Below are 21,362 nucleotides of genomic sequence, written 5' to 3' on the forward strand. Positions count from 1 at the left end.
TCCTAAAGACATGGACATCAGCTTCGCGCAGCCGGCCCGCGCCCACCTGGTCACGACCGAGGACCGCGAGGTCCCCGTGCCCGTCACGCTCCGCTACACCTCTGACGATCCGTTGGCCGTGTACTTCGACTTCCCTCCCGACGCGACCCTCGACGGCGACTGCGTCACATGGACGTTCGCGCGCTCCCTCCTCGACGAGGGGCTGAGCATGCCGGCCGGGCACGGGGACGTGCAGATCTGGCCGTGCGGCCGGACGCGCACGGTCCTGGAGTTCCACTCGCCGTACGCCCTCGCCCTGCTCCTGTTCGACACCGTGGTGCTGCGCCGCTTCCTGTTGCGCAGCTACGCCGTGGTGCCGGCCGGGGAGGAGGACGTGGGCGCGGTCGTCGAGCGCGGGCTGAGCGCTCTCTTCGGCGGGGTGTGACGCCGGGCCGGCGCCCGCCGGCGGTTTTGAATTCTGTTCACCTTCGTCTCACCGCACGGGTATGGACCTTGACGATCACCCCGTGCACCCTGGCGCGCGGTGTGCCACAGGGGCACACCGGTGACGAGGACGGGGCGAATGACACCGATCAGCCGAAGAGGCTTCGTGGGGCTCGGCGCTTCCGTGGCGGCGGGCGTGGCGGTGGGCGCCGGCGCGCGGACGGCGGCAGCTGCCCAGAGCGCGGCGACCGGCACCATCCAGGACGTCAAGCACGTGGTGATCCTCATGCAGGAGAACCGCAGCTTCGACCACTACTTCGGGCGCCTGAAGGGCGTGCGCGGTTTCGACGACCGCAGTGGGATCACGCTCAGCGGCGGCTACTCCGTCTTCAACCAGCCGAACTGGCTGAGCCGTCAGTACCCCTGGAAGCTCAGCGCGACCCCGCCCGCGGGCGGCAAGGACGGCGAGACTCTCGCCCAGTGCAACGGCGACCTCCCGCACTCCTGGTCCTCGCAGCACTCCGCCTGGAACAAGGGCCGTCTCGACAACTGGGTCCTGGGCGTCGGAAACGTCCGCTCGCTGGGCTACCTGGACCGCTCCGACATTCCCTTCCACTACGCGCTCGCCGACAACTACACGATCTGCGACGCCTACTTCTGCTCCACCCTCAGCGCGACCGGCCCCAACCGCACCTACCTGTGGAGCGGCAAGGTCGACTCCTCCAGCTACGACGGCGGCGACGAGTCCGGACTGACCTGGCAGAACTACGCCGAGGCGCTGCAGGCCGCCGGAGTGAGCTGGAGGGTCTACCAGAACGCGGCGGACAACTACGGCGACAACGCCTGCGCCTACTTCAAGAACTTCGCCGACGCCAAGCCGGGCGACCCCCTCTACGACCGGGGCATGTCCTCCGTCCCGAGGGCGACCGGCTCGACCCCCGACGACATCGCCGCCGCCATCAAGGCGGACGTCCTCGCGGGCACGCTCCCGCAGGTCTCCTGGGTGGTCCCCAACCAGGCCTTCTCCGAGCACCCGTACGCCCCGCCCGGCGACGGCGCCCACTTCGTCAACCTCGTCTACCAGGCCCTCGCCGCCGACCCGGACGTCTTCGACTCCACGGTGCTGTTCCTCAACTACGACGAGAACGACGGCTTCTTCGACCACGTCCCGCCGCCGGCCCCGCCCGCCGGCACCGCCGGTGAGTTCCTGAACGGCACGCCGTTCGGCTTCGGCTTCCGGGTCCCGATGATCGTCGTCTCGCCCTGGACGCGCGGCGGCTGGGTCTCCTCCGAGGTCTTCGAGCACACCTCGGTGCTGCGCTTCCTGGAGACCTGGACCGCGGCCCTCGGCAAGCCCGCGCGGTGTGCCAACATCAGCGACTGGCGGCGCAAGGTCAGCGGCGACCTGACGGGCGTCTTCGACTTCGCCCACCCGGTCCACGGCGCGGTGTCCCTGCCCGCGACGAGCGTCATCGGCATCGACACCTGCGGCCCGCTGCCCAACCCGGTGCCGACGAACAACGCCCTGCCCGCCCAGGAGCCCGGCACCCGTCCGGCCCGTGCGCTGCCCTATCAGCCGGGCGGCCACCTGGACCGGCTGGAGTTCGGCTCCGCCGGCAAGATCCTCGCCTGGTTCACCATGACCAACCAGGGCGGACCGGCGGCCCGGGCGGCGCACTTCTCCATCCACCCGAACGCCTACCGCGACTCCACGCCCTGGCAGTACACCGTCGAGCCGGGCGGCACCGCCTCCGACTACTTCAACATCGGTCTCGGCTACGGCTCCGGCAAGTACGACCTGAGCATGGTCGGCCCCAACCGGTTCCTGCGCCGCTTCCAGGGCGACGCCACCAAGGCGGGCAAGACGGCCGAGGTGAGCACCCGTTACGCCGTGGAGCCCGGCACGGGCAAGCTGGCGATCTACTTCAGGATGGCCAACTCGGGTGCGTCGTCCGTGAGGTTCACCATCACCTCCAACCACTACCGCGGTGACGGCCCCTGGACCTACACCGTCGCAGCAGGCGCCGCCACGGAGGACTACTTCAACGCGGTCGCCTACACGAACGGCTGGTACGACTTCACGGTGACCGTCGACTCCGACGCGAGCTGGTCGCGCCGGTTCACCGGCCACCTGGAGACGGGTGCCGCGAGCGTCAGCGGCTGACCCCGGCGTACAGGTCCGGGCGCGGGGCGAGCTCGACGGCCACCCGGCCGCCGGTCTCCAGCGCCCGGACCCCCGCCTCGGCGACCACGGACGCCGCGTAGCCGTCCCAGGCGCCCGGCCCGGTGACGCGGCCCTGCCGGGTGGCGTCGACCCAGGCCTGCACCTCGCGGTCGTAGGCGTCGGCGAACCGGACGAGGTAGTCCTGCGCGACCTCCTCGCGCGCACTGCCCCGCGCGGTGACCACCATGGTGTGCTCGTCGCCGATCCGGGCGCTGCCCGCCTCGCAGACGGCCTCGCACCGCACCTGGTAGCCGAAACCGCAGTTGACGAACACCTCGACGTCCACCAGGGCGCCCCGCTCGGTCTCGAACAGCACGAACTGCGGGTCGATCAGCCCCGCCGGGGCGCCCCCCGAGGACGCCGGACGCAGCACGGTCACGGCGGTCAGCTCCTGCCCGAGCAGCCAGCGGGCCGCGTCGATCTCGTGCGAGACGGAGCTGTTGACCAGCATGGCGCTGGTGAAGTCGGGCGGCGAGGAGACGTTGCGGTGGGTGCAGTGCAGCATCAGCGGCCGCCCCAGCGTGCCGCCGTCCAGCAGGGCCTTCAGACGCCGGTACTCGGTGTCGTAGCGGCGCATGAACCCGATCTGCGCCAGCCGCCGTCCCAGCCGGGCCTCTGCCTCCACCACCCGCAGCGCGCCCGTGGAGTCCGGCACCATGGGCTTCTCGCACAGTACCGGCAGCCCGCGCGCGAACGCGGCGAGCAGGGCCTCCTCGTGCGCGGGACCGGGCGAGGCGATCAGGACGGCCTCGACACCGGGCGCGTCGAGCGCGGACACCGCCTCCGTGTGCACCGAGACCCCGTCCAGGCCCGCGACCGCCTCCTCTACGCGTGCGGCATCGGGATCGGCCACCGCCGCGACCCTGGCGCCATTCACCACGCGATCGATACGTCGTATGTGGTCCGCGCCCATGTGTCCGGCACCCAGTACCGCGACGCCCAGCAGGTCACCCACCCGCGCACTCCCTCCCGGTCGACGATCACGCCGTAGCGTACGCCGACCGGAAGGGGCGTTCTCAGTAGCGCAGCACCCCCGCGATCCCGCGCGCGTCGTCCAGGGTGCCGTCCGGTACGAAGCGCACGGCGGCGCCGGTCTCCAGGCACTGCTCGACGATCTCGTCGACGATGTCCTCGCGGGCGTCGAGGTCGCCGCTCACGGCCGGAATCAGATGGTCGCCGTCGTCGCGGACCGTCATCCGGTAGTTCTCCTCGACGGCGAGCAGCCGGACCCGGCCCTCGCGGGCGTTCTGCCAGACCTCGTCCAGGCCGGCGGCGAACGTCTTGCGGCCCCGGGCCGAGTCCAGCTCGTGGGCCACGGTGGCGGTGTCCCTGCGGGCCTCCGCGTCGAGCGGCGGCCGCAGGGCCTGCCACACGGCCTCGGGGGTGCCGTTCGCCAGACCGCCGTGCGGGACGTGCACGGCGTCCCGGACGACGCTGCCGACCTCGTCCAGCGCGGACAGGGCGGCCTGCTCGCCGGTGACGTACAGCGGCCGCGGGTCGTCGCGCAGGACCGCCGCGAGCGCCGTGTCCGCCTCGCGCAGGAAGTGCCGGGTGTCCTCGTCGCGGAACGTGCTCGGGTTGTCGCCGATCTGCATCCGGCGCTCCGCGTCGAAATTCGCACGGCTGCGGGCCAGCGGGAAGCCGCCGACACGTGCCTCGGTGACCCGCTCGGGGCCGCCGTTCCACAGCGTGACGTGGTCGGCGGAGACCGAGAGCGCCCAGAACGGCCGCTCGGCGGCCTGCGCGGAGACCAGGTTGCGGGTCAGGAAGGTGTCCGACAGCACCACGCGCTCGGGCACGGAACGGGGCAGGGACCACACCTGGTGCTCGCCCGGCGCGGCGAAGATCACCAGGCCGTCCTCGGCGTGCGCCAGGTCCACCTCGTTGAGGGCCCGGTCGAGCTGGTCGGCGACGTCGACGCGCCGCTCCCGGGTGACCGAGGGATCGGCCTCCAGCTGCTTCTTGGCCTCCGCCACGACATTGCGCAGCCGGACCGGATCCTGGGTGTTCTCCGGCTCACGTCGGTGCGTGGGCGTCAGCACGGACACCGCGGGATAGGGACGCGGGCGGCGCAGCTCGGCGAGGATCGCGGGACTGAGTGCGTGCTCCATAACAGAACGATAGGACCGATTCACGGATCGGGCATTTGGGGTAGTCCTCCGCGTGCCGCGAGGGTGGACGTGCCGCGCGCGGCACGGGCCGGCGCCACGGGCGCGGCACGGCGGGGCGCGCCGGTGAGGGAATGATCCACTCGCCCTGTTCATCCGGCTGTCACGGGCCGTCAGATCGGGTCGCTTTTCGGACACGCAGCGTTTACATGCGTTCGGCATTTCGATCAATCAGGCTTGCTATGGTGTTACTTGTCGGTAGCAAGCTGCAGCGGGGGAGCACGTGGAGTCGCCGGACGCGCGACGTCCATGACGGGGGGGCCGTGTCGAACAGCCCGGCAAGGGGGCCGGGTTGGACACGACACGCACGCGCACACGAGCCGCGACCCTCGAACTCGGTTTCCTCGCCCACCTATTCAGACAGGTGAGACTCGTCACATGGCACGTTCACTGGTCGACTTACTGACCACGCACGCCTCGAACCACCCTGATCGGACCGCCTACCGCTACCTCGTCACCGGCGACAGCGACGCACAGACCCAGTCGCTCACCTACGCCCGTCTCGCCGTCCGGTCCCGGGCCGTCGCCGCTTGGCTGCAGGAACGCGGGCTGGCCGGTTCCCGCGCCATGCTGCTGTACCCGCCCGGCCTGGACTTCATCTGCGGCTACCTGGGCTGCCTGTCCGCCGGAGTCGTCGCCGTCCCGGGCGTGCCCCCGCAGGGCCGGGCGCAGAACCACCGCGCCCTGACCCGTATGAAGCGCCTGATCGCCGACGCCGACGCCAAGGTCATCCTGGGCGGACGCGACGTGATCGCCGCCCTCGACGCCATGGCGGAGCACCTGCCCGAACTCGACGGGATCGCCCGCGTCGCCACCGAGGACATCCCCGACGAGACGGCCGCCGCCTGGCGCGAACCCGACCTCACCGCCGACTCCGTCGCCTTCCTCCAGTACACCTCCGGCTCCACCTCCGCCCCGCGCGGCGTGATGGTCACCCACGGGAACCTGCTGGACAACGAGCGGGTCATCACGGAGCGGATGGGCCACACCCCGGACACGCTGGCCGCGTACGACCACGAGATGTTCGTCAGCTGGCTGCCCGTGTACCACGACATGGGCCTCATCGGGCCGGTCCTCAACACCGTCTACCTCGGCGCCACGGCCACCCTCTTCTCGCCGCTGCACTTCCTCCAGCAGCCGGCCCGCTGGCTGACCGCCGTCAGCCGCTACCGCCCGCACACCAGCGGCGGCCCCAACTTCGCCTACGAGCTGTGCCTCAAGCACGCCGGCCCGGACCTGCTCGACGGCCTCGACCTGAGCAGCTGGAAGGTCGCCTTCAACGGCGCCGAACCGGTCCGCGCGGCAACCCTGCGCCGCTTCGCCGAGACCTTCGGCGAGGCCGGTTTCCGCCGCGAGGCCCTCTACCCCTGCTACGGCCTGGCCGAGGCCACGCTGATGGTCACCGGCGGCACGGTGGACACCCCGCCGACCCTGCTGGAGGCCGCCGCGACCGGCCCGCACGCGGGCGAGGCGGACGCGGCCGCCGTGAGCTCCGGCCGCCCCGGCCCCGGCACGACCGTGGCGATCGCCGACCCCGAGCGGCAGGAGGAACTGCCCGAGGGCGAGGTCGGCGAGATCTGGGTCGGCGGCGAGAGCGTCGCCAAGGGCTACTGGCGCAACGCCCTCGCCACCCGCGAGACGTTCCGCGCCACGCTCACCGGTCACGAGGGCCGCTTCCTGCGCACCGGCGACCTTGGATTCCTGCGCGGCGGCGAGCTGTTCGTCACCGGCCGTCTGAAGGACCTGATCGTCATCGACGGCCGGAACCACTACCCGCAGGACCTGGAGCTGTCCGCCGAACTGTCCCACCCGGCCCTGCGGCCCGGCTGCACCGCCGCGTTCTCCGTGGACTCGGGTGTGGAGGGCGAACAGGTCGTCGTGGTCGCCGAGGTGGCGCCCGACGCGGCCGGTGACTCCGAGAAGATCACCGATCTGATCCGCAGCGCGATCGGCGAGTCCCACGTGCTGTCGGTCCGCGACGTCGTGCTGGTCCACCCCGGCACCATCCCGAAGACGTCCAGCGGGAAGATCCAGCGCCGCGCCACCCGGGCGGCGTACCTCGACGGCATCCTCTCCCCGATCGGCGCGTCCGTCGCCGGATGACCGCCCGCCGCCGGCGCGCCACGAGCGCGCCGGCGGGGTGCGGCCCGTAGCGCCTTCCCCTTTGGTTCCGCGTACGGCGGTCCGTGCTGCCCGTACGCCGCCTTCGCCTTCGCCGTACCGCGCGCAGCCGTACGGAATCCGCCTGAGCCCGAGTTCACGAGGACACCTGCCCCGATGCCTGCGAACGAGTCCCCGAAGCAGTCCCCCGAGCCGTCCCCGGTGACCCCCGAGGACATACGGGCCTGGCTGACATCGGCCGTCGCCGAGGCGGCCGGAATCGACCCGGCGGCCGTCGACCCGGGCCGCCCGATCGCCGAATTCGGCATCGGATCACGCCAGTTGGTGACGCTCGCCGCCGAGCTGTCCGAACGGATCGGCCGGACGCTCGAACCGTCCCTGGTCTTCAACCACCCCACGATCGCGGCGATCTCCGAAGCGGTCCTGGAGGAGCGGCCCGCCCCGCCGGCACCGACGGCCTCCGCGCCGGAGCGCGGCACGGTCCGGCCGGACGACGACGTGGCGATCATCTCCATGGCCTGCCGGTTCCCCGGCGGCGCCGAGGACCCCGAGGCGCTGTGGCGGCTGCTGGCCGCGGGCGAGGACGCCGTCCGCGAGGTGCCCGCGGGCCGTTGGGACACCCATGGCCTGCACGACCCCGATCCGGAGGCGACCGGCAAGGCCTACACCCTGCGCGGCGGCTTCCTCGACACCATCGACCGCTTCGACGCCTCCTTCTTCGGGATCTCCCCGCGCGAGGCGGCGGCGATGGACCCGCAGCAGCGGCTCCTGCTGCAGACCACGTGGGAGACGTTCGAGCGCGCCGGGATCGTCCCCGAGACCCTGAACGGCAGTTCCACGGGCGTCTACATCGGCCTGTACGACAGCGGATACCTCGCCGCGGCCTCGCTCGGCCAGCTCGACGGGCACGTCGGCACCGGCTCGGCGGCCAGCGTCGCCTCTGGGCGCATCGCCTACACCCTCGGCCTCCAGGGCCCGGCCGTGACCGTCGACACCGCCTGCTCGTCCTCCCTGGTCGCGCTGCACCTGGCGGCGCGGGCGCTGGCGAGCGGCGAGTGCGACCTCGCGCTGGCGGGCGGCGCGACGCTGCTCGTCACGCCGCGCGGACACGTCGAGTTCAGCCGGCTGCGCGGGCTGTCGCCGTCCGGGCGGTGCAGCCCGTTCTCGGCCGACGCCGACGGTGTGGTGTGGGCCGAGGGCTGTGGCCTGGTGCTGCTCAAGCGGCTCGCTGACGCCCGCCGGGACGGCGACCGGGTGCTGGCCGTCGTCAAGGGCTCGGCGATCAACCAGGACGGCCGCAGCCAGGGGCTGAGCGCTCCCAACGGCCCGGCGCAGGAGCGGGTGCTGCGCGCCGCCCTCGACGCCGCCGGGCTGCGTCCGGACGACCTGGACTACGTGGAGACGCACGGCACGGGCACCCGCCTCGGCGACCCGATCGAGGGCCGCGCGCTGGCCAACGTGTTCGGGCCGGGACGGCCCGCCGAGCGGCCGCTCGGGATCGGCTCCCTGAAGTCCAACATCGGTCACACCCAGGCCGCGGCGGGCATCGGTGGCGTCATCAAGACGGTGCTGGCCCTCGGCCACGAGCGGATACCGGCCTCCCTGCACGCCGAGTCCCTCACCGAGCACATCGACTGGACGGACAGCGGTCTGCGCGTCGCGGACTCCGCGCAGGCGTGGCCGCGGGACGCGGAGCGGGTACGGCGGGCCGGCGTGAGCGCCTTCGGCATCAGCGGCACCAACGCCCACGTGGTACTGGAGGAGGCACCGGCCGAGCCGAACCTGGAGAACGGCGCAGGGGAGCCGTCGCCCACGGACCTCGCCGGGGAATCCTCCCGCACGAGCCCCGTTGAGGGATCGCCTCGTACGAGCCCCGCCGGGGAATCGCCCCGGGCGACCCTCTTCCCGCTCTCCGCCCGCAGCCTCCCCGCCCTCCGGGGACAGGCCGGACGGCTCCTCGCGGCGCTCGAAGCGCGGCCGGACCTGCCGCTGCCCGCCCTGGCCGGCACGCTCGCCCACCACCGCACCCACTTCGAGCAGCGTGCCGTCGTCCAGGCCGCCGACCGCGAGGAGTTGGTCACCGCCCTGCGTGAACTCGCCGAGGGAGAGCCGGACCGCGACCGCACCGTCGGCCCCCAGGAGACCCTCCCCGCGGGCAAGGTGGCGTTCGTGTTCCCCGGGCAGGGCGCCCAGTGGTCCGGCATGGCCCGTGACCTGCTCGACCGGGACCCGGTGTTCGCCGACGAACTCGACCGCTGCGACGCCGCCCTGCGCCCGTTCACCGAGTGGTCGGTGACGGCGGTGCTGCGCGGTGACGCGGGCGCCCCGTCGCTCGACCGGGTGGACGTCGTCCAGCCGGTGCTGTTCGCCGTGATGGTGTCCCTGGCGGCCGTGTGGCGGGCGTGGGGCGTGCGCCCGGACGCCGTGATCGGGCACAGCCAGGGCGAGGTCGCCGCCGCCTGTGTCGCCGGGGCGCTCAGCCTCAACGACGCGGCCGCCGTGGTCGCCCTGCGCAGCCAGGCCCTGACCGAGGTGTCCGGTACCGGCACCATGGGTGTCGTCGCCCTGCCCCACACCGAGGTCGAGGCCCTGCTCCCCGAAGGCGTCTTTGTCGCGGCGGTGAACAGCGGCCGGTCCACGGTGATCGCCGGTGCCGTGGCGCCCCTGGAGGCCGTGCTCGCCGACCTGGAAGCACGCCAGGTGTTCGTCCGCCGCCTCGACGTCGACTACGCCTCCCACAGCGACCGCGTCGAACCGGTCCGTACGACGATCCTCGACGACCTCGACGGCGTCGTCACCTGCCCGACGTCCGTCGCCTGGTACTCCACCGTCACCGGCGAGCCGGTCACCACGGAGCTGGCGGCCGACTACTGGTACACCAACCTCCGCGAGACCGTCCGCTTCGCGCCGACCGTGGCGCGCATGGCGGCCGACGGCTACCGCCACTTCGTCGAACTCTCCCCCCACCCCTCCCTGCTCACCGCCGTGCGCACCATCGGCGAGGACGCCGGAAACGACCTGCTCGCGGTCGGCTCGCTGCGCCGCGACGAGGACGGCCCCGCCTGCCTGGACCGCGCCGCCGCCGAACTCCACGTCCACGGCCGGGACATCGACTGGCGCCGGCTGGTCGCCGGCACCGCGCCGGTGGAGCTGCCGACGTACGCCTGGGACCCGCAGCGCCACTGGATCGAGCCCGAGTCCGGCACCGGCGGACCCGGCCTGTTCGACCGTGCCGCGCACCCGTTCCTCGGCATCCAGCTCCAGTCGGCGGACGAGACCCGCTGGACCTTCCGGGGCGAGTGGTCCCCGGCCACCGCCGACTGGCTGCCCGACCACGCCGTGTTCGGCCGGACCGTGGTCTCCGGCACCACCCTGATGGAGCTGTGCCGCGCCGCCCTCGACGTGGCCCGCCCGGACAGCCCCGCCGACGTCACCGACCTGCTTCTGCTCAGCCCCCTCGTGCTGCCGGCCGCCGGCACGGTCGAGGTGTCCGTCGAGGTCGTCACCGCCGGTCCCGTACCGGAGATCACCGTGCACAGCCGGCCGCGCGGCCGGGGCGCCGACGGCTGGACCCTGCACGCCACCGCGTCCGCCGCCGAGTCCACGCCCGTCGCGGCGGGGCAGCCGCCCGTGTGGCCGGAGACGGCCGAAGAGGCCTGGAGCCCCGAGACGTACGAGCGGCTCACCGCGCTCGGCCTGGGCTACGGCCCCGCCTTCCAGGGGGTGCGCTCGGCGGTCGTGACCGGCGACGGCGCCCTGCTGGCACGCCTGTCGCTGCCGTCCGTGGCCCACGACGTGACCGACCCGTACCCGGTCCACCCGGCCCTGCTGGACGCCGCGTTGCACGTGGCCGCGGCCCTCGAAGGGAGCGCCGCCGACGGCGGCCGGGTGCTGCTGCCCGTCGCGGTGGGCCGCTGTGTCCTGCCGCCCGGCGGCGCAGGCGACCTGACCGCGTCGGTGCGGCGCACCGGCCGGTCCGCCACGGACCTCACGCTGGACGTGACCCTGTGGGACACCGACGGGCTCCCCGCCGGGCGCCTGGAGGGCGTACGTCTGCGGGCCGCCGACCCGGCCGACCTCGACGCCGGCTCGGAGAACGGGCGGCACCTGTACGAGGTGGCGTGGACGGCCGTGACCGAGGAACCCGCCGCCGCTCCCGGCACTCGGTGGGCGGTCGTCGGCGACCGGACGGACCCGCGGGTCGAGGCGGCCCTGCGCGGCCTCGACGTGGCGGAGAACGGGGCCGAGATCGGGTCCGAGAGCGAGGACGAGAACGGGACGGAGAAGGGGACGGGTGCCGACGTCGTCCTGCGGTTCTGGCCCCTCCCGGCGCAGGATGCCGAACCCGCCGCCGCGGCACGGGAGTTGGCGGTCGCCGCACTGGACGAGCTGCACACCCTGATCGCCCAGCCCGCCGAACGAACGCCCGCACGGACCGTCTGGGTGACCCGGGGAGCCGTGGCCGCCGCCGACGGGGACACGGTGTCCGGCCTGGCCCAGTCGGTGCTGTGGGGCCTGGCGCGCAGCGCCCGCGCCGAGCACCCGGACCTCGGGCTCACCCTGCTCGACCTCGACGACTCCGCCCGCGCGGGGGTGCCGGCCGCCGTCGGCCACGCCGACGAACCCGAACTCGCCCTGCGAGCCGGTGCGTTGCTCGCTCCGCGGCTGATCCGTGCCCGGCCCGCGGACACGCTGCGCGTCCCGCCCGGCGACCACTACGAGCTGTCCGCGACCGAGCCCGTCCTCAAGCCCGCCGAGCGTCGACCCCTGGCCCCCGGACAGGTCCGCATCCAGGTGCACGCCCTCGCGCTCCCGGCGCCCGACGGCGACGCCACGGCCGGCACGGTGTGCGCCGGTGTAATCACCGAGGTCGCGGCCGACGTCGAGGGGCTCGCCCCCGGACTGCGGGTGGCAGCCACCGCCGACACCGCGCCCGGCTCCGAGGCGACGGCCGACGCGGCACGGGTCACGGTGCTCGCCGACGAGGTGCCGTTCACCGCGGCCGTCGCCGACAAGCCCCGTGTCCTCCCCGTCACCGCCGCCCGCGAGGCGCTGCGCCGTCGCGCCGCCTGTGCCGGGCCCGTGGTCCTCGACCTGGCCGGCACCCCCACCCTGGTCCCCACCGACGGCACGGTCCTGATCACCGGCGGACTGGGCGCCGTGGGCCGGCAGATCGCCCGGCTGCTCGCCGAACACGGCGTCCCCCGCCTACTCCTGACCTCGCGTCAGGGCCCGGACGATCCCCGGTCCGCCGAGTTCGCCGCCGAACTGGCGGCGCTCGGCACCGAGGTCGAGGTGGCGGCCTGCGACGTCGCCGACGCGGCGGCCCTGGCCGACGTACTCGCCATGGTCGCTGACGCGGCGCCGCTGCGCGGTGTCGTGCACTGCGCCGGCGTCCTGGACGACGGGGTGGTCGCGGAGCTCACGCCCGAGCGCCTCGCGCGGGTGCTGGGGCCGAAGCTGGACGGCGCCGCCCATCTGCACCGGCTCACCGCGGACGCGCCCCTCGACCTGTTCCTGCTGGTCTCCTCGGCCGCCGGTGTCGTCGGCAACGCGGGCCAGGGCAACTACGCCGCGGCCAACGTCTTCCTGGACCAACTGGCCCACCACCGCCGGGCGCTGGGCCTGCCCGGCGTCTCCGTCTCCTTCGGCGCCTGGGCGGGCGAGGGCCTCGCCGCCGCCCACGCCGACCTCGACCGCATGGCCCGCCTCGGCCACCGCCCCCTCACCGCCGACCAGGGCCGCGACCTGGTGGAACTGTCCCTGCGGCGCGACGCCCCGCACCTGGTCGCCTGGGCCCTGGACCTGCCCCGTCTGCGCGACGGCGGCGCGGCCGACACCGCGCTGTGGCGCTCCCTGCTGCCCGCGCCCCGCACCGGCCGGGACGGCGCCGACGGCCGGGGCCTGGCCGACCGTCTGGCCCGGCTGCCCGAGGCCGAACGCGCCGACCGCGTCCGGGCGTTGGTCCGCGACGAGGTCTCCCGCGCCCTCGGCCTGCGCTCGGCCGAGTCCGTCCGCCCCGACCAGCCGCTGCGCGACCTCGGCATGGACTCGGTGACCGCGGTCGAGCTCCGCAACCGCATCGGCACCCGCATCGGAGCCCGGCTCCCCGCCACCCTCCTCTTCGACCACCCCACCGCGGACCGGCTGGCCGGCTACCTCCTGACCCACGTCCTCACGACGGACGGCCGCCCGACGCGGCAGGCCGCCCCCGCCCCGGCCGCCACGAGCACCGCCGCGACCGACGAGCCCATCGCCGTGGTCGCCATGGCCTGCCGGCTGCCCGGCGGGGTCGGCGACCCGGAGGGCCTGTGGCGCCTGGTCGCCGAGGGCCGGGACGCGGTCGGCCCGTTCCCGGCGGACCGCTGGGACGTGGAGTCGCTGTACGACCCCGACCCGGACGCCCCCGGCAAGTCCTACGCCCGTGAGGGCGGCTTCCTCGACGACATCGAGTCCTTCGACGCGGGCTTCTTCGGCATCACCCCGAAGGAGGCCGCCGCCATGGACCCGCAGCAGCGGCTGCTCCTGGAGACGGCCTGGGAGGCGCTGGAGCGCGCCGGGATCGTGCCCGCGCGGCTGGCGGGCAGCACCACGGGTGTGTACGTCGGCATGTTCGGCAGCGACTACCTGTCCGGCTCCCGGCTCGATCAGCTCGACGGATACGTGGGTACGGGCTCGGCGCTGAGCGTGGCCTCGGGACGCCTCGCCTACGCGCTGGGGCTGCACGGACCGGCGATGACCGTGGACACGGCCTGCTCGTCGTCGCTCGTCGCCACCCACCTGGCCACACAGGCGCTGCGCTCCGGAGAGTGCGACCTGGCGCTGGCCGGCGGTGTGACGCTGATGGTGACGCCGCAGACCTTCGTCGAGTTCAGCCGACTGCGCGGACTGTCCCCGACCGGCCGCTGCCGCTCCTTCTCCGACGACGCCGACGGCGCGATCTGGGCCGAGGGCGCCGGCATGCTCGTACTGAAGCGACTCGGTGACGCGCGCCGCGACGGTGACGAGGTGCTCGCCGTGCTGCGCGGCACGGCCGTCAACCAGGACGGCCGCAGCCAGGGGCTGTCCGCGCCGAACGGCCCGGCTCAGGAGCAGGTGATCCGCCGGGCGCTGGAGGTGTCGGGACTGCGGCCCGGCGACATCGACTACGTGGAGGCCCACGGCACCGGTACGACGCTGGGCGACCCGATCGAGGCGAACGCCCTGTCCGAGGTCTTCGCCGACTCGCGCCCCCAGGACCGCCCCCTGTATCTGGGCTCCCTCAAGTCCAACATCGGGCATGTGCAGGCGGCTTCGGGCGTGGCCGGGCTGATCAAGGTCGTCCAGTCGCTGCGGCACCGGACCCTGCCGCGCACCCTGCACGCCGGTACGCCCAGCCGGCACGTCGAGTGGCAGGACAGCGGGCTGCGGCTGCTCCAGGAGGACGTGGACTGGCCGTCCTCGGGGGAGCGGGTCCGGCGCGCCGGGGTCAGCGCCTTCGGGATCAGCGGCACGAACGCCCATGTGATCGTCGAGGAGGCGCCGCCCGCCGCGACCGCACCGCCGCGCGAACTCCCGCCGGGCAAGCGGCTGTTCGTCCTGTCCGGGCGCAGCGAGAGTGCCCTGCGCGGGCAGGCGGCCCGGCTGGCCCACCACGTCACCGCCGACACCCCCTTCCCGGACCTCGCCCACACCCTGGCCCGCCACCGCAGCCACTTCGAGTGGCGCACGGCGGTCCTGGCGGGCGACCGGGACGAACTCCTCACCTCCCTCAAGGTGCTGGGCAACGGGCGCAAGCCGCTGACCCCGCCCCGCGAGGAGCAGTCCGGCAAGGTGGCCTTCGTGTTCGCCGGACACGGCGGCCAGTGGACCGGCATGGGCCTGGAGCTGATGTCCCACTCGGAGGCCTTCCGGCAGGAGCTGACCCGGATCGACGAGGCCGTCCAGCGGTACGCAGGCTGGTCGGTGCTCAACGTGCTGCGCGCACCGGAGGAGTTCTCCCCGCTCGACCGCACGGAGTACCTCCAGCCCGTCCTGTTCGCGATGAACGCCTCCCTCGCCGCCGCCTGGCGCGAGCTCGGCGTCACCCCGGACGCGGTCGTCGGACACAGCCTCGGCGAGATCGCCGCCGCCTACAGCGCGGGCGCCCTCACCCTGGACGAGGCCGTGACCGTGGTGACCGGACGCGCCCAGGCGGTCGTGCCGGTGGTCGGCCGGGGCGGCATGCTGTCCGTGGAACTGCCGCGCGCGCAGGTCGAGCGGCTGCTCGAACCGTACGCCGGGCGGCTGTTCGTCGGGGCTGTCAACAGCGCCCGGGCCACGGCCGTTTCGGGCGAGTCCGAGGCGCTGGCCGAGCTGCGGGAGCTCCTCGACGAGCGGGGCACCCCCGCCCGCGTCCTGTCGACGCCGTTCGCCTCGCACACCCCGCTCATGGACCCGCTCCGCGACGAACTCCTCGACCGGTTCTCCGACGTCCGGGGCACCGCCACGCCCACCCCGCTGTACTCGTCGGTGCTGGCCGAACCCGTCGCCGGGGACCGGCTGGACGCCGCGTACTGGTTCGCCAACCTCGGGCAGCCGGTCCGCTTCGCCGACACCGTCCGGCGGATGCTGGACGACGGCTACCGCTACTTCGTCGAGCTGAGCCCGCACCCCTCGCTCCTCTCGTCCGTCGAGGCGGTGGCGGCCGAGGCCGGCATCGACGCGGTCGGCGTCGGCTCGCTGCGCAGGCAGCGCGACGGACAGGACGTACTGCCGGGCAGGCTGGGCGAGTTGTACACCGCCGGGTACACGCCCGACTGGACGGCGCTGTTCCCGCGGGGCCGCAGGCTCGACCTGCCCACCTACGCCTTCGCCCGCGAACGCCACTGGCTCGCCCCCGTCCAGCGGACCGCGACCGGCACCTCCCCGCTCCTCGGCACCCATGTCGAGGCCAGCGACGAGCCGGACAAGGACATCTTCCAGAGCGAGATCGACCTGCGCGACGCCCGCTTCACCTACCTGACCGACCATCAGGTCACCGGTGAGGTGTGGCTGCCGGGTGCCGCCTTCCTCGACATGGTCATCGAGGCCGCGTCCGCCCTGGCCGACGGCGCCGAGGCGCGCCTGGCCGACATCGCCTTCGTCCGGCCGCTGCGGCTGACCGAGGACCGGCCCGTACGCCTCCAACTGGTCCTGCGGCCCGCCGAGAACGGTTTCCGGGACTTCACCATCGCCTCCGCCCCCGCCGGTGAACGCTGGGAGCGGCACGCCACCGGCCGGATCGCCGTCACCGACGAGAACGAGAACGAGCACGAGAACGACGCCGGGCAGGGCGAAGGCCTCGCCGCGCTGCGCGAGCGGTGCGCCGAGCGCGTCGACGTGCCCTCGGTGTACGCGGGGCTCGCCGCCCTCGGCATCGAGTACGGCCCGTTCTTCCGGGGCCTGGAGGAGGGGCACCGCACGGACTCCGCGGCGGTCGGCCGACTCGCCGCCAGGCCCGCCGCCGGTCACCTCCTGCACCCCGCCGTCCTGGACGCGGCCTTCCACGCCGCCGCGCTGCCCACAAACGCCCCCGAGGGACGGGCGTTCGTGCCCGCGGGCGCCGCACAGGTGCGCTTCACCGGGCTGCGCTCCACGCCCGCCTGGGTGACCTGCGCCCTGCGGTCCATCGACGGCGACACCGCCACCCTGGACCTGCGGCTGTGGGACGAGGACGAGCAACTCGTCCTGGAGATGCGGGAGTTCCGGCTGGCCGCGCTGTCCCCGCTGGACGGCGCGCTGTTCGAGACCCGCTGGCAGCCGCGCCCCGAGGCCGCGGAGCCGCCCGACGAGGGCAGCTGGCTGATCCTCGCCGACGAGACCGGGGTCGGCGACGAACTCACCCGTCGGCTGGCCGAGTCGGCGCCGTGCGTGGTCGCGCGCAAGGGCGGGGCGTACGGCGTCGAGGGGCCCGGCCGGTACGTCCTCGACCCGGCCGATCCGGCGCAGCTGGCCCGTCTGCTGGACGAGGCCTACCCGGACGGGCTGCCCGAGCGGGTGGTCCAGCTGTCCGCGCTCGACGCCCCGGCCATCGCCGACACCCGGACGGCCGAGGAGGCGGCCCGGCTGGGCTGCCTGAGCACCCTGCACCTGGTGCGGGCCCTCGCCGAGCGTCCGAGGGGCCGCTCGCCCCGGCTGTTCGTGGTCGTCCGCGGCAGCCAGGCCGCCGGTGACAGCGCCCGGGTCGTCCACCCCGAGCAGGCGCTCGCCTGGGGCTTCGGACTCGCCGTCGCGCAGGAGCACCCCGAGCTGGCCACCACGCTGATCGACCTGCCGCCGAGCGGCGGCGGCGAGGAGCTGTGGACGCAGCTGTGGCACGCGGACGACGAACGCCTGGTCGCCCTGCGCGAGTCGGGCCGGCTGGTGCCCCGCCTGGCCCGCACCCGCCCGGACGACAGCGAGCCCGTTCACACCGACGGCGTGCACCTGATCACCGGTGGCCTCGGCGGCCTCGGCCGGGTCGTCGCCGAACGCCTCGTGCGCCGCGGTGCCCGCACGCTGGCCCTGATGAGCCGCGGAACGCCGGGCGCGGACGCCGCCGCCTGGATCCGCGGACTGGAGGAACGCGGCGTCACCGTGCACCTCGCCCGCGCCGACGTCGCCGACCGCGCCGGACTCAAGGCCGCCCTGGACGCCGTACGCCACACGGCGGGCCCGATCACCACGGTGGTGCACGCGGCCGGTGTCCTCGACGACGCCACCGTCGCGAACCTGACCGACGAACGCGTCCTGCGCGTCCTCGGCCCCAAGGTGCTGGGCACCGCCCTGCTCACCGAACTGGTCCCTCAGGCCCGGAACCTGGTGCTGTTCGCCTCGGTGGCCGGTCTGCTCGGCTCGGCCGGACAGAGCCCGTACTCGGCGGCCAACGCCTTCCTCGACGCCTGGGCCCACCACCTCTCCCGCACCGAGCGGCGGGCGCTCAGCCTGGACTGGGGCGCCTGGGCCGGGGTCGGCATGGTCGCCGAGTCCGGCACCAGGGCCGCCGAGACCAGCCGCACCGGACTGGTCGCCTTCTCCCCACAGGACGGCGGCGAGCTGTTCGAGCGGGTACTGACCACCGCCCGCCGCCAGCTCGCGCCCGTCGCCCTCGACTGGGACCTGCTCGCCCTCGACCCGGACGCCGCGCGCAGCCGCCCGATCCTGGGCGACCTGATCACCCTGCCGACCGGCGGCGCGGACACCGACGACCTGGTCAAGAAGGTCTTCGCCGCGACCACGGACGAGGACCGCGCCGAGTGGCTGGAGGCCTACGTACGCGCCCGGGTCGGCGAGGTCTCCGGCGGCGCCGTGGACGTGTTCGCGACCACGGCCCTGAAGGAACTGGGCCTCGACTCCCTGATGCTGGTCCGGCTGCGCAACGCCTTCGCCCGTGAACTGGGCGTCGAACTCCCGGCCGCCGACGTGTTCTCCGCCGCCGACATCCGCGGCCTCGCCCGCGCGCTGGGCGCGGTCCTGCCCGAACGGGACGTCGCGGTGCGGCCGGAGCGCGTGGAGCCCGCGGCGGAGGTACCCGCGACCGAACTGCTGCCGGTCACCCGGGACGTCGTACGGCTGCTGCGCAGTGCCCGGCCGGACATGCCCGACGCGGCCCACGGCGTCGGCCTCGCCGTCCGGCTCACCGAGCCGACCACCCGCGAGTCCCTCACCGCCGTCCTCGACCGGCTCGCCGCCCGGCACGCGGCCCTGCGCACCGCGATCGTCACCGGGGACGAGGGCAGGCGGCAGCTGCGCGTGGACCGGGAACCGCCCCGGCCTCTGCTGCGCTGGACGGCCGACGCCGCACCGGACGCGGCCGACCGGCTGCGCCGGCTGCTGGAGCCGCCGTTCGACCTGACGAGCTCGTCACTGTGGCGGTTCGAACTGCTCGACGCCGGCCCGCGCGGCCAGATCCTGGTCTTCGGCGCGCACCACGCGGTGAGCGACCTGCAGTCCCTGCTGCTCGTCGCCGGGGAGATCGACGCCGAACTGTCCGGCACCCCGCTCGACGGCACCGTCACCAACCGGGACGTCCACCTGCTGATCGAGGCCCAGGAAGGCGGCGAAGGAGCCGACGCCGAGTGGCGCGAGAGCTTCCACGGCTGCGAACGCCTCGACCTGACCCTCGCCCGGCCGCGCCCCGAGACCCGCTCGTACCGGGCGGGCAGCGTCACCGTCGCCCTGCCAGAGGGGCTGATGCGGCGGGTCTCGGCGGCCGCGAGCCGGCTCGCCGTCACGCCGGCCGCCTTCTGCCTCGGCACCCTGACCGTGCTGCTGGCCAGGAAGCGGCAGCGTGAGCGGTTCGCGCTCGCCGTGCCCGTGGACACCCGTATCCACGCCGACGCGTTCGGCGCGGTGGGCTTCTTCGGGGTGCCCGTGCCGTTCCCGGCGCAGGCCGCCGCGGGCGAGACGGTCGAGGAGGTGCTGCGCCGCACCGACGGCCGCTTGGAGAGGATCCTCGCGAAGGGCGCCATGTTCTCGGACGTCCTGGCCACCCTGGCCAAGCAGGGGCTGCACCGGTCGAACGCGCCGCTCGTCGAGGTGTACTTCAACTTCGTCCGTTTCTCGGGCCGGTTGAACACCCTGGAGGTGCTGCCCGCCGGGATCGGCTACTCCGACCTCGACCTGATGGTCACCATGACCCCGGACGCCGGAACGCTCCGGCTCGACCACAACCTCGACATCCTGGACGCGGACACCGCCACCGCACTGGGGGAGGAGTTCCTGCGACTGCTCGCCGAGACGGCCGAGGACGCCACGGCGGTGGCACTGGAAGCGTCCCGCACCCCGGTCGCCGAGGCGCCCGTCGAGGTACGGCGCTCCAGCCTCGCCCTCGCCGCGACCTTCGCCCTCGGCAACCTGCCGCTGCTGTGCGAGGCGGCGCTGAACCAGGACGGGGCGGACGGCGTGAGCGTCGCCGAGGCGCCGTACCACCAGGTGCTCGCCGCCCTCCAGGACCCGTCCGGCGTCTTCGCCGACCCGGCCACGACGGTCGGCGCGGTGCTGCTGCGCGCGGCCGACCTGGAGCGCTTCGGCCCGGCCGACGACGCGCTGCTGGCCGAGCTGCGCACCGCGTACCCGGCCGCGCTGCGGACCCTGGCCGAACGGACCGGAAAGCCGCTGCTCGTCGGCTTCCTGCCGGCTGCCCGCGAGGCGGAGCGGTTCACCGAATGGGAGCGCGGGATCGCCGCCGAACTGGCCGAAACGCCCGGCATCGCGGTCCTCGGCCCCGACGACTGGACCCGGTACCACGCCGTCGCCGACCCCTTCGACGTGCGCACCGAACGGCTGGCCCACCTGCCCTTCACCCCGGCCTTCCAGGCGGCCGTGGCCCTGACGCTGGCCGAGGTGGTACGAACCGTGCGGCGCCCCGCGCCCAAGGTCATCGCCGTCGACGGCGACGAGACCCTGTGGGGCGGCGTGGCGGGGGAGGCCGGACCGGAGGCGGTGGACCTCACCGGGCCGCGGGCGCTGCTCGCGCGCCGGCTGCTGCGGTGGCGGCAGGCGGGTGCCCTGCTGGCTCTGGTCAGCAACAACGACGAGGCCACCGTGCGGGCCGTCCTGGACCGCCCCGACAGCCTCCTGAAGGCCGAGCACTTCAGCGTGCTCTCCGCCGCCTGGGGCCCCAAGCCGGCCCGGATCGCCGAGGCGGCGCGCACGCTCAACCTCGGCGTGGACAGCTTCCTGTTCCTGGACGACAACCCGGCCGAGATCGCCAAGATGCGCGCGGCGCTGCCGCAGGTGCTCTCGGTGACCTGCCCGCCGGCCCCCGAACTCGACGCGTTCCTGGCCCGGTTGTGGCCGCTGGTCCCGGCGGCGGCGACCGCCGAGGACGCGCTGCGGGCCCGCTTCTACGAACAGGAGCGCGAGCGGGAGGCGGTTCGCGAACAGGGCGGGTTCGAGGAGTTCCTGGCGCAGCTGGAGCTGAAGGTCGACATCCGGGCCCTGGCCGAGGACGACGTCCAGCGGGCCGAGCAACTCGTACGGCGCACCAACCAGTTCACCCTGCGCGCCCGCTCCGCCGACGGCGGGGACCTCGACCGGTGGCGCGAGCGCGGCGAGGTGTGGACGGCGGCGGCCCGCGACCGGTTCGGCGACTACGGCCAGATCGCACTGCTCGCCTTCCGGGCCGAGGGCGGCCAACTCGACGTGCTCGCCTGGATGATGAGCTGCCGCGCGCTCGGCCGGGGCGTCGAGGAGCGCCTGCTGGGGTGGCTCGCCGACCGCGCCGAGGAACTGGGCTGCGCCAAGGTCCGGTTGTCGGCCGAGCGCACACCGCGCAACGCACCCGCCCGGCGGCTGCTGGCCGCGCTCGGCGGCGCCGACCCGGACGACGAGCGGCTGGACGTCGTGGTCACGCCCGACCATCTGCGGGCGTTCCGGTCCTGGGAGCAGCAGTGACTCAGACAGAGCGAGGGACAGCAGTGAGGGAGAGGACAGTGCACAAGGTG

6 protein-coding genes are annotated in these 21,362 nt (G+C 74.2%); 4 read left to right on the forward strand and 2 right to left on the reverse strand.

Annotated elements, in window-relative coordinates; translation table 11 throughout:
* Nucleotides 1-10: 10 nt before the first annotated feature.
* Complete coding sequence (locus IPZ69_RS19090; protein ID WP_235455355.1) at nt 11-424, forward strand: SsgA family sporulation/cell division regulator; 414 nt, start codon at nt 11-13, stop codon at nt 422-424.
* 138 nt (nt 425-562) lie between these two features.
* Nucleotides 563-2,587: a phosphocholine-specific phospholipase C gene (locus IPZ69_RS19095; RefSeq protein WP_235455356.1), complete on the forward strand. Its 2,025-nt coding sequence runs from the start codon at nt 563-565 to the stop codon at nt 2,585-2,587.
* Here IPZ69_RS19095 and IPZ69_RS19100 read toward each other — a convergent pair.
* Nucleotides 2,577-3,602: a Gfo/Idh/MocA family protein gene (locus IPZ69_RS19100; RefSeq protein WP_235455357.1), complete on the reverse strand. Its 1,026-nt coding sequence runs from the start codon at nt 3,600-3,602 to the stop codon at nt 2,577-2,579. The two genes, IPZ69_RS19095 and IPZ69_RS19100, sit on opposite strands and share 11 nt — an antisense overlap.
* Nucleotides 3,603-3,663: 61 nt before the next feature.
* On the reverse strand, nt 3,664-4,758 hold the full coding sequence (locus IPZ69_RS19105) for a baeRF3 domain-containing protein (RefSeq protein WP_235455358.1): 1,095 nt from the start codon (nt 4,756-4,758) through the stop codon (nt 3,664-3,666).
* Nucleotides 4,759-5,193: 435 nt separating this feature from the next.
* Between IPZ69_RS19105 and IPZ69_RS19110 the strand changes: the two genes are divergently transcribed.
* Nucleotides 5,194-6,918, forward strand: a complete 1,725-nt coding sequence (locus IPZ69_RS19110) for a fatty acyl-AMP ligase (protein WP_235455359.1) — start codon at nt 5,194-5,196, stop codon at nt 6,916-6,918.
* Nucleotides 6,919-7,092: 174 nt separating this feature from the next.
* On the forward strand, nt 7,093-21,312 hold the full coding sequence (locus tag IPZ69_RS19115; RefSeq protein ID WP_235455360.1) for a type I polyketide synthase: 14,220 nt from the start codon (nt 7,093-7,095) through the stop codon (nt 21,310-21,312).
* The last annotated feature ends 50 nt before the right edge of the window (nt 21,313-21,362 follow it).

Source organism: Streptomyces olivochromogenes (assembly GCF_021538895.1).
Taxonomy (GTDB): Bacteria; Actinomycetota; Actinomycetes; order Streptomycetales; family Streptomycetaceae; genus Streptomyces; species Streptomyces olivochromogenes_A.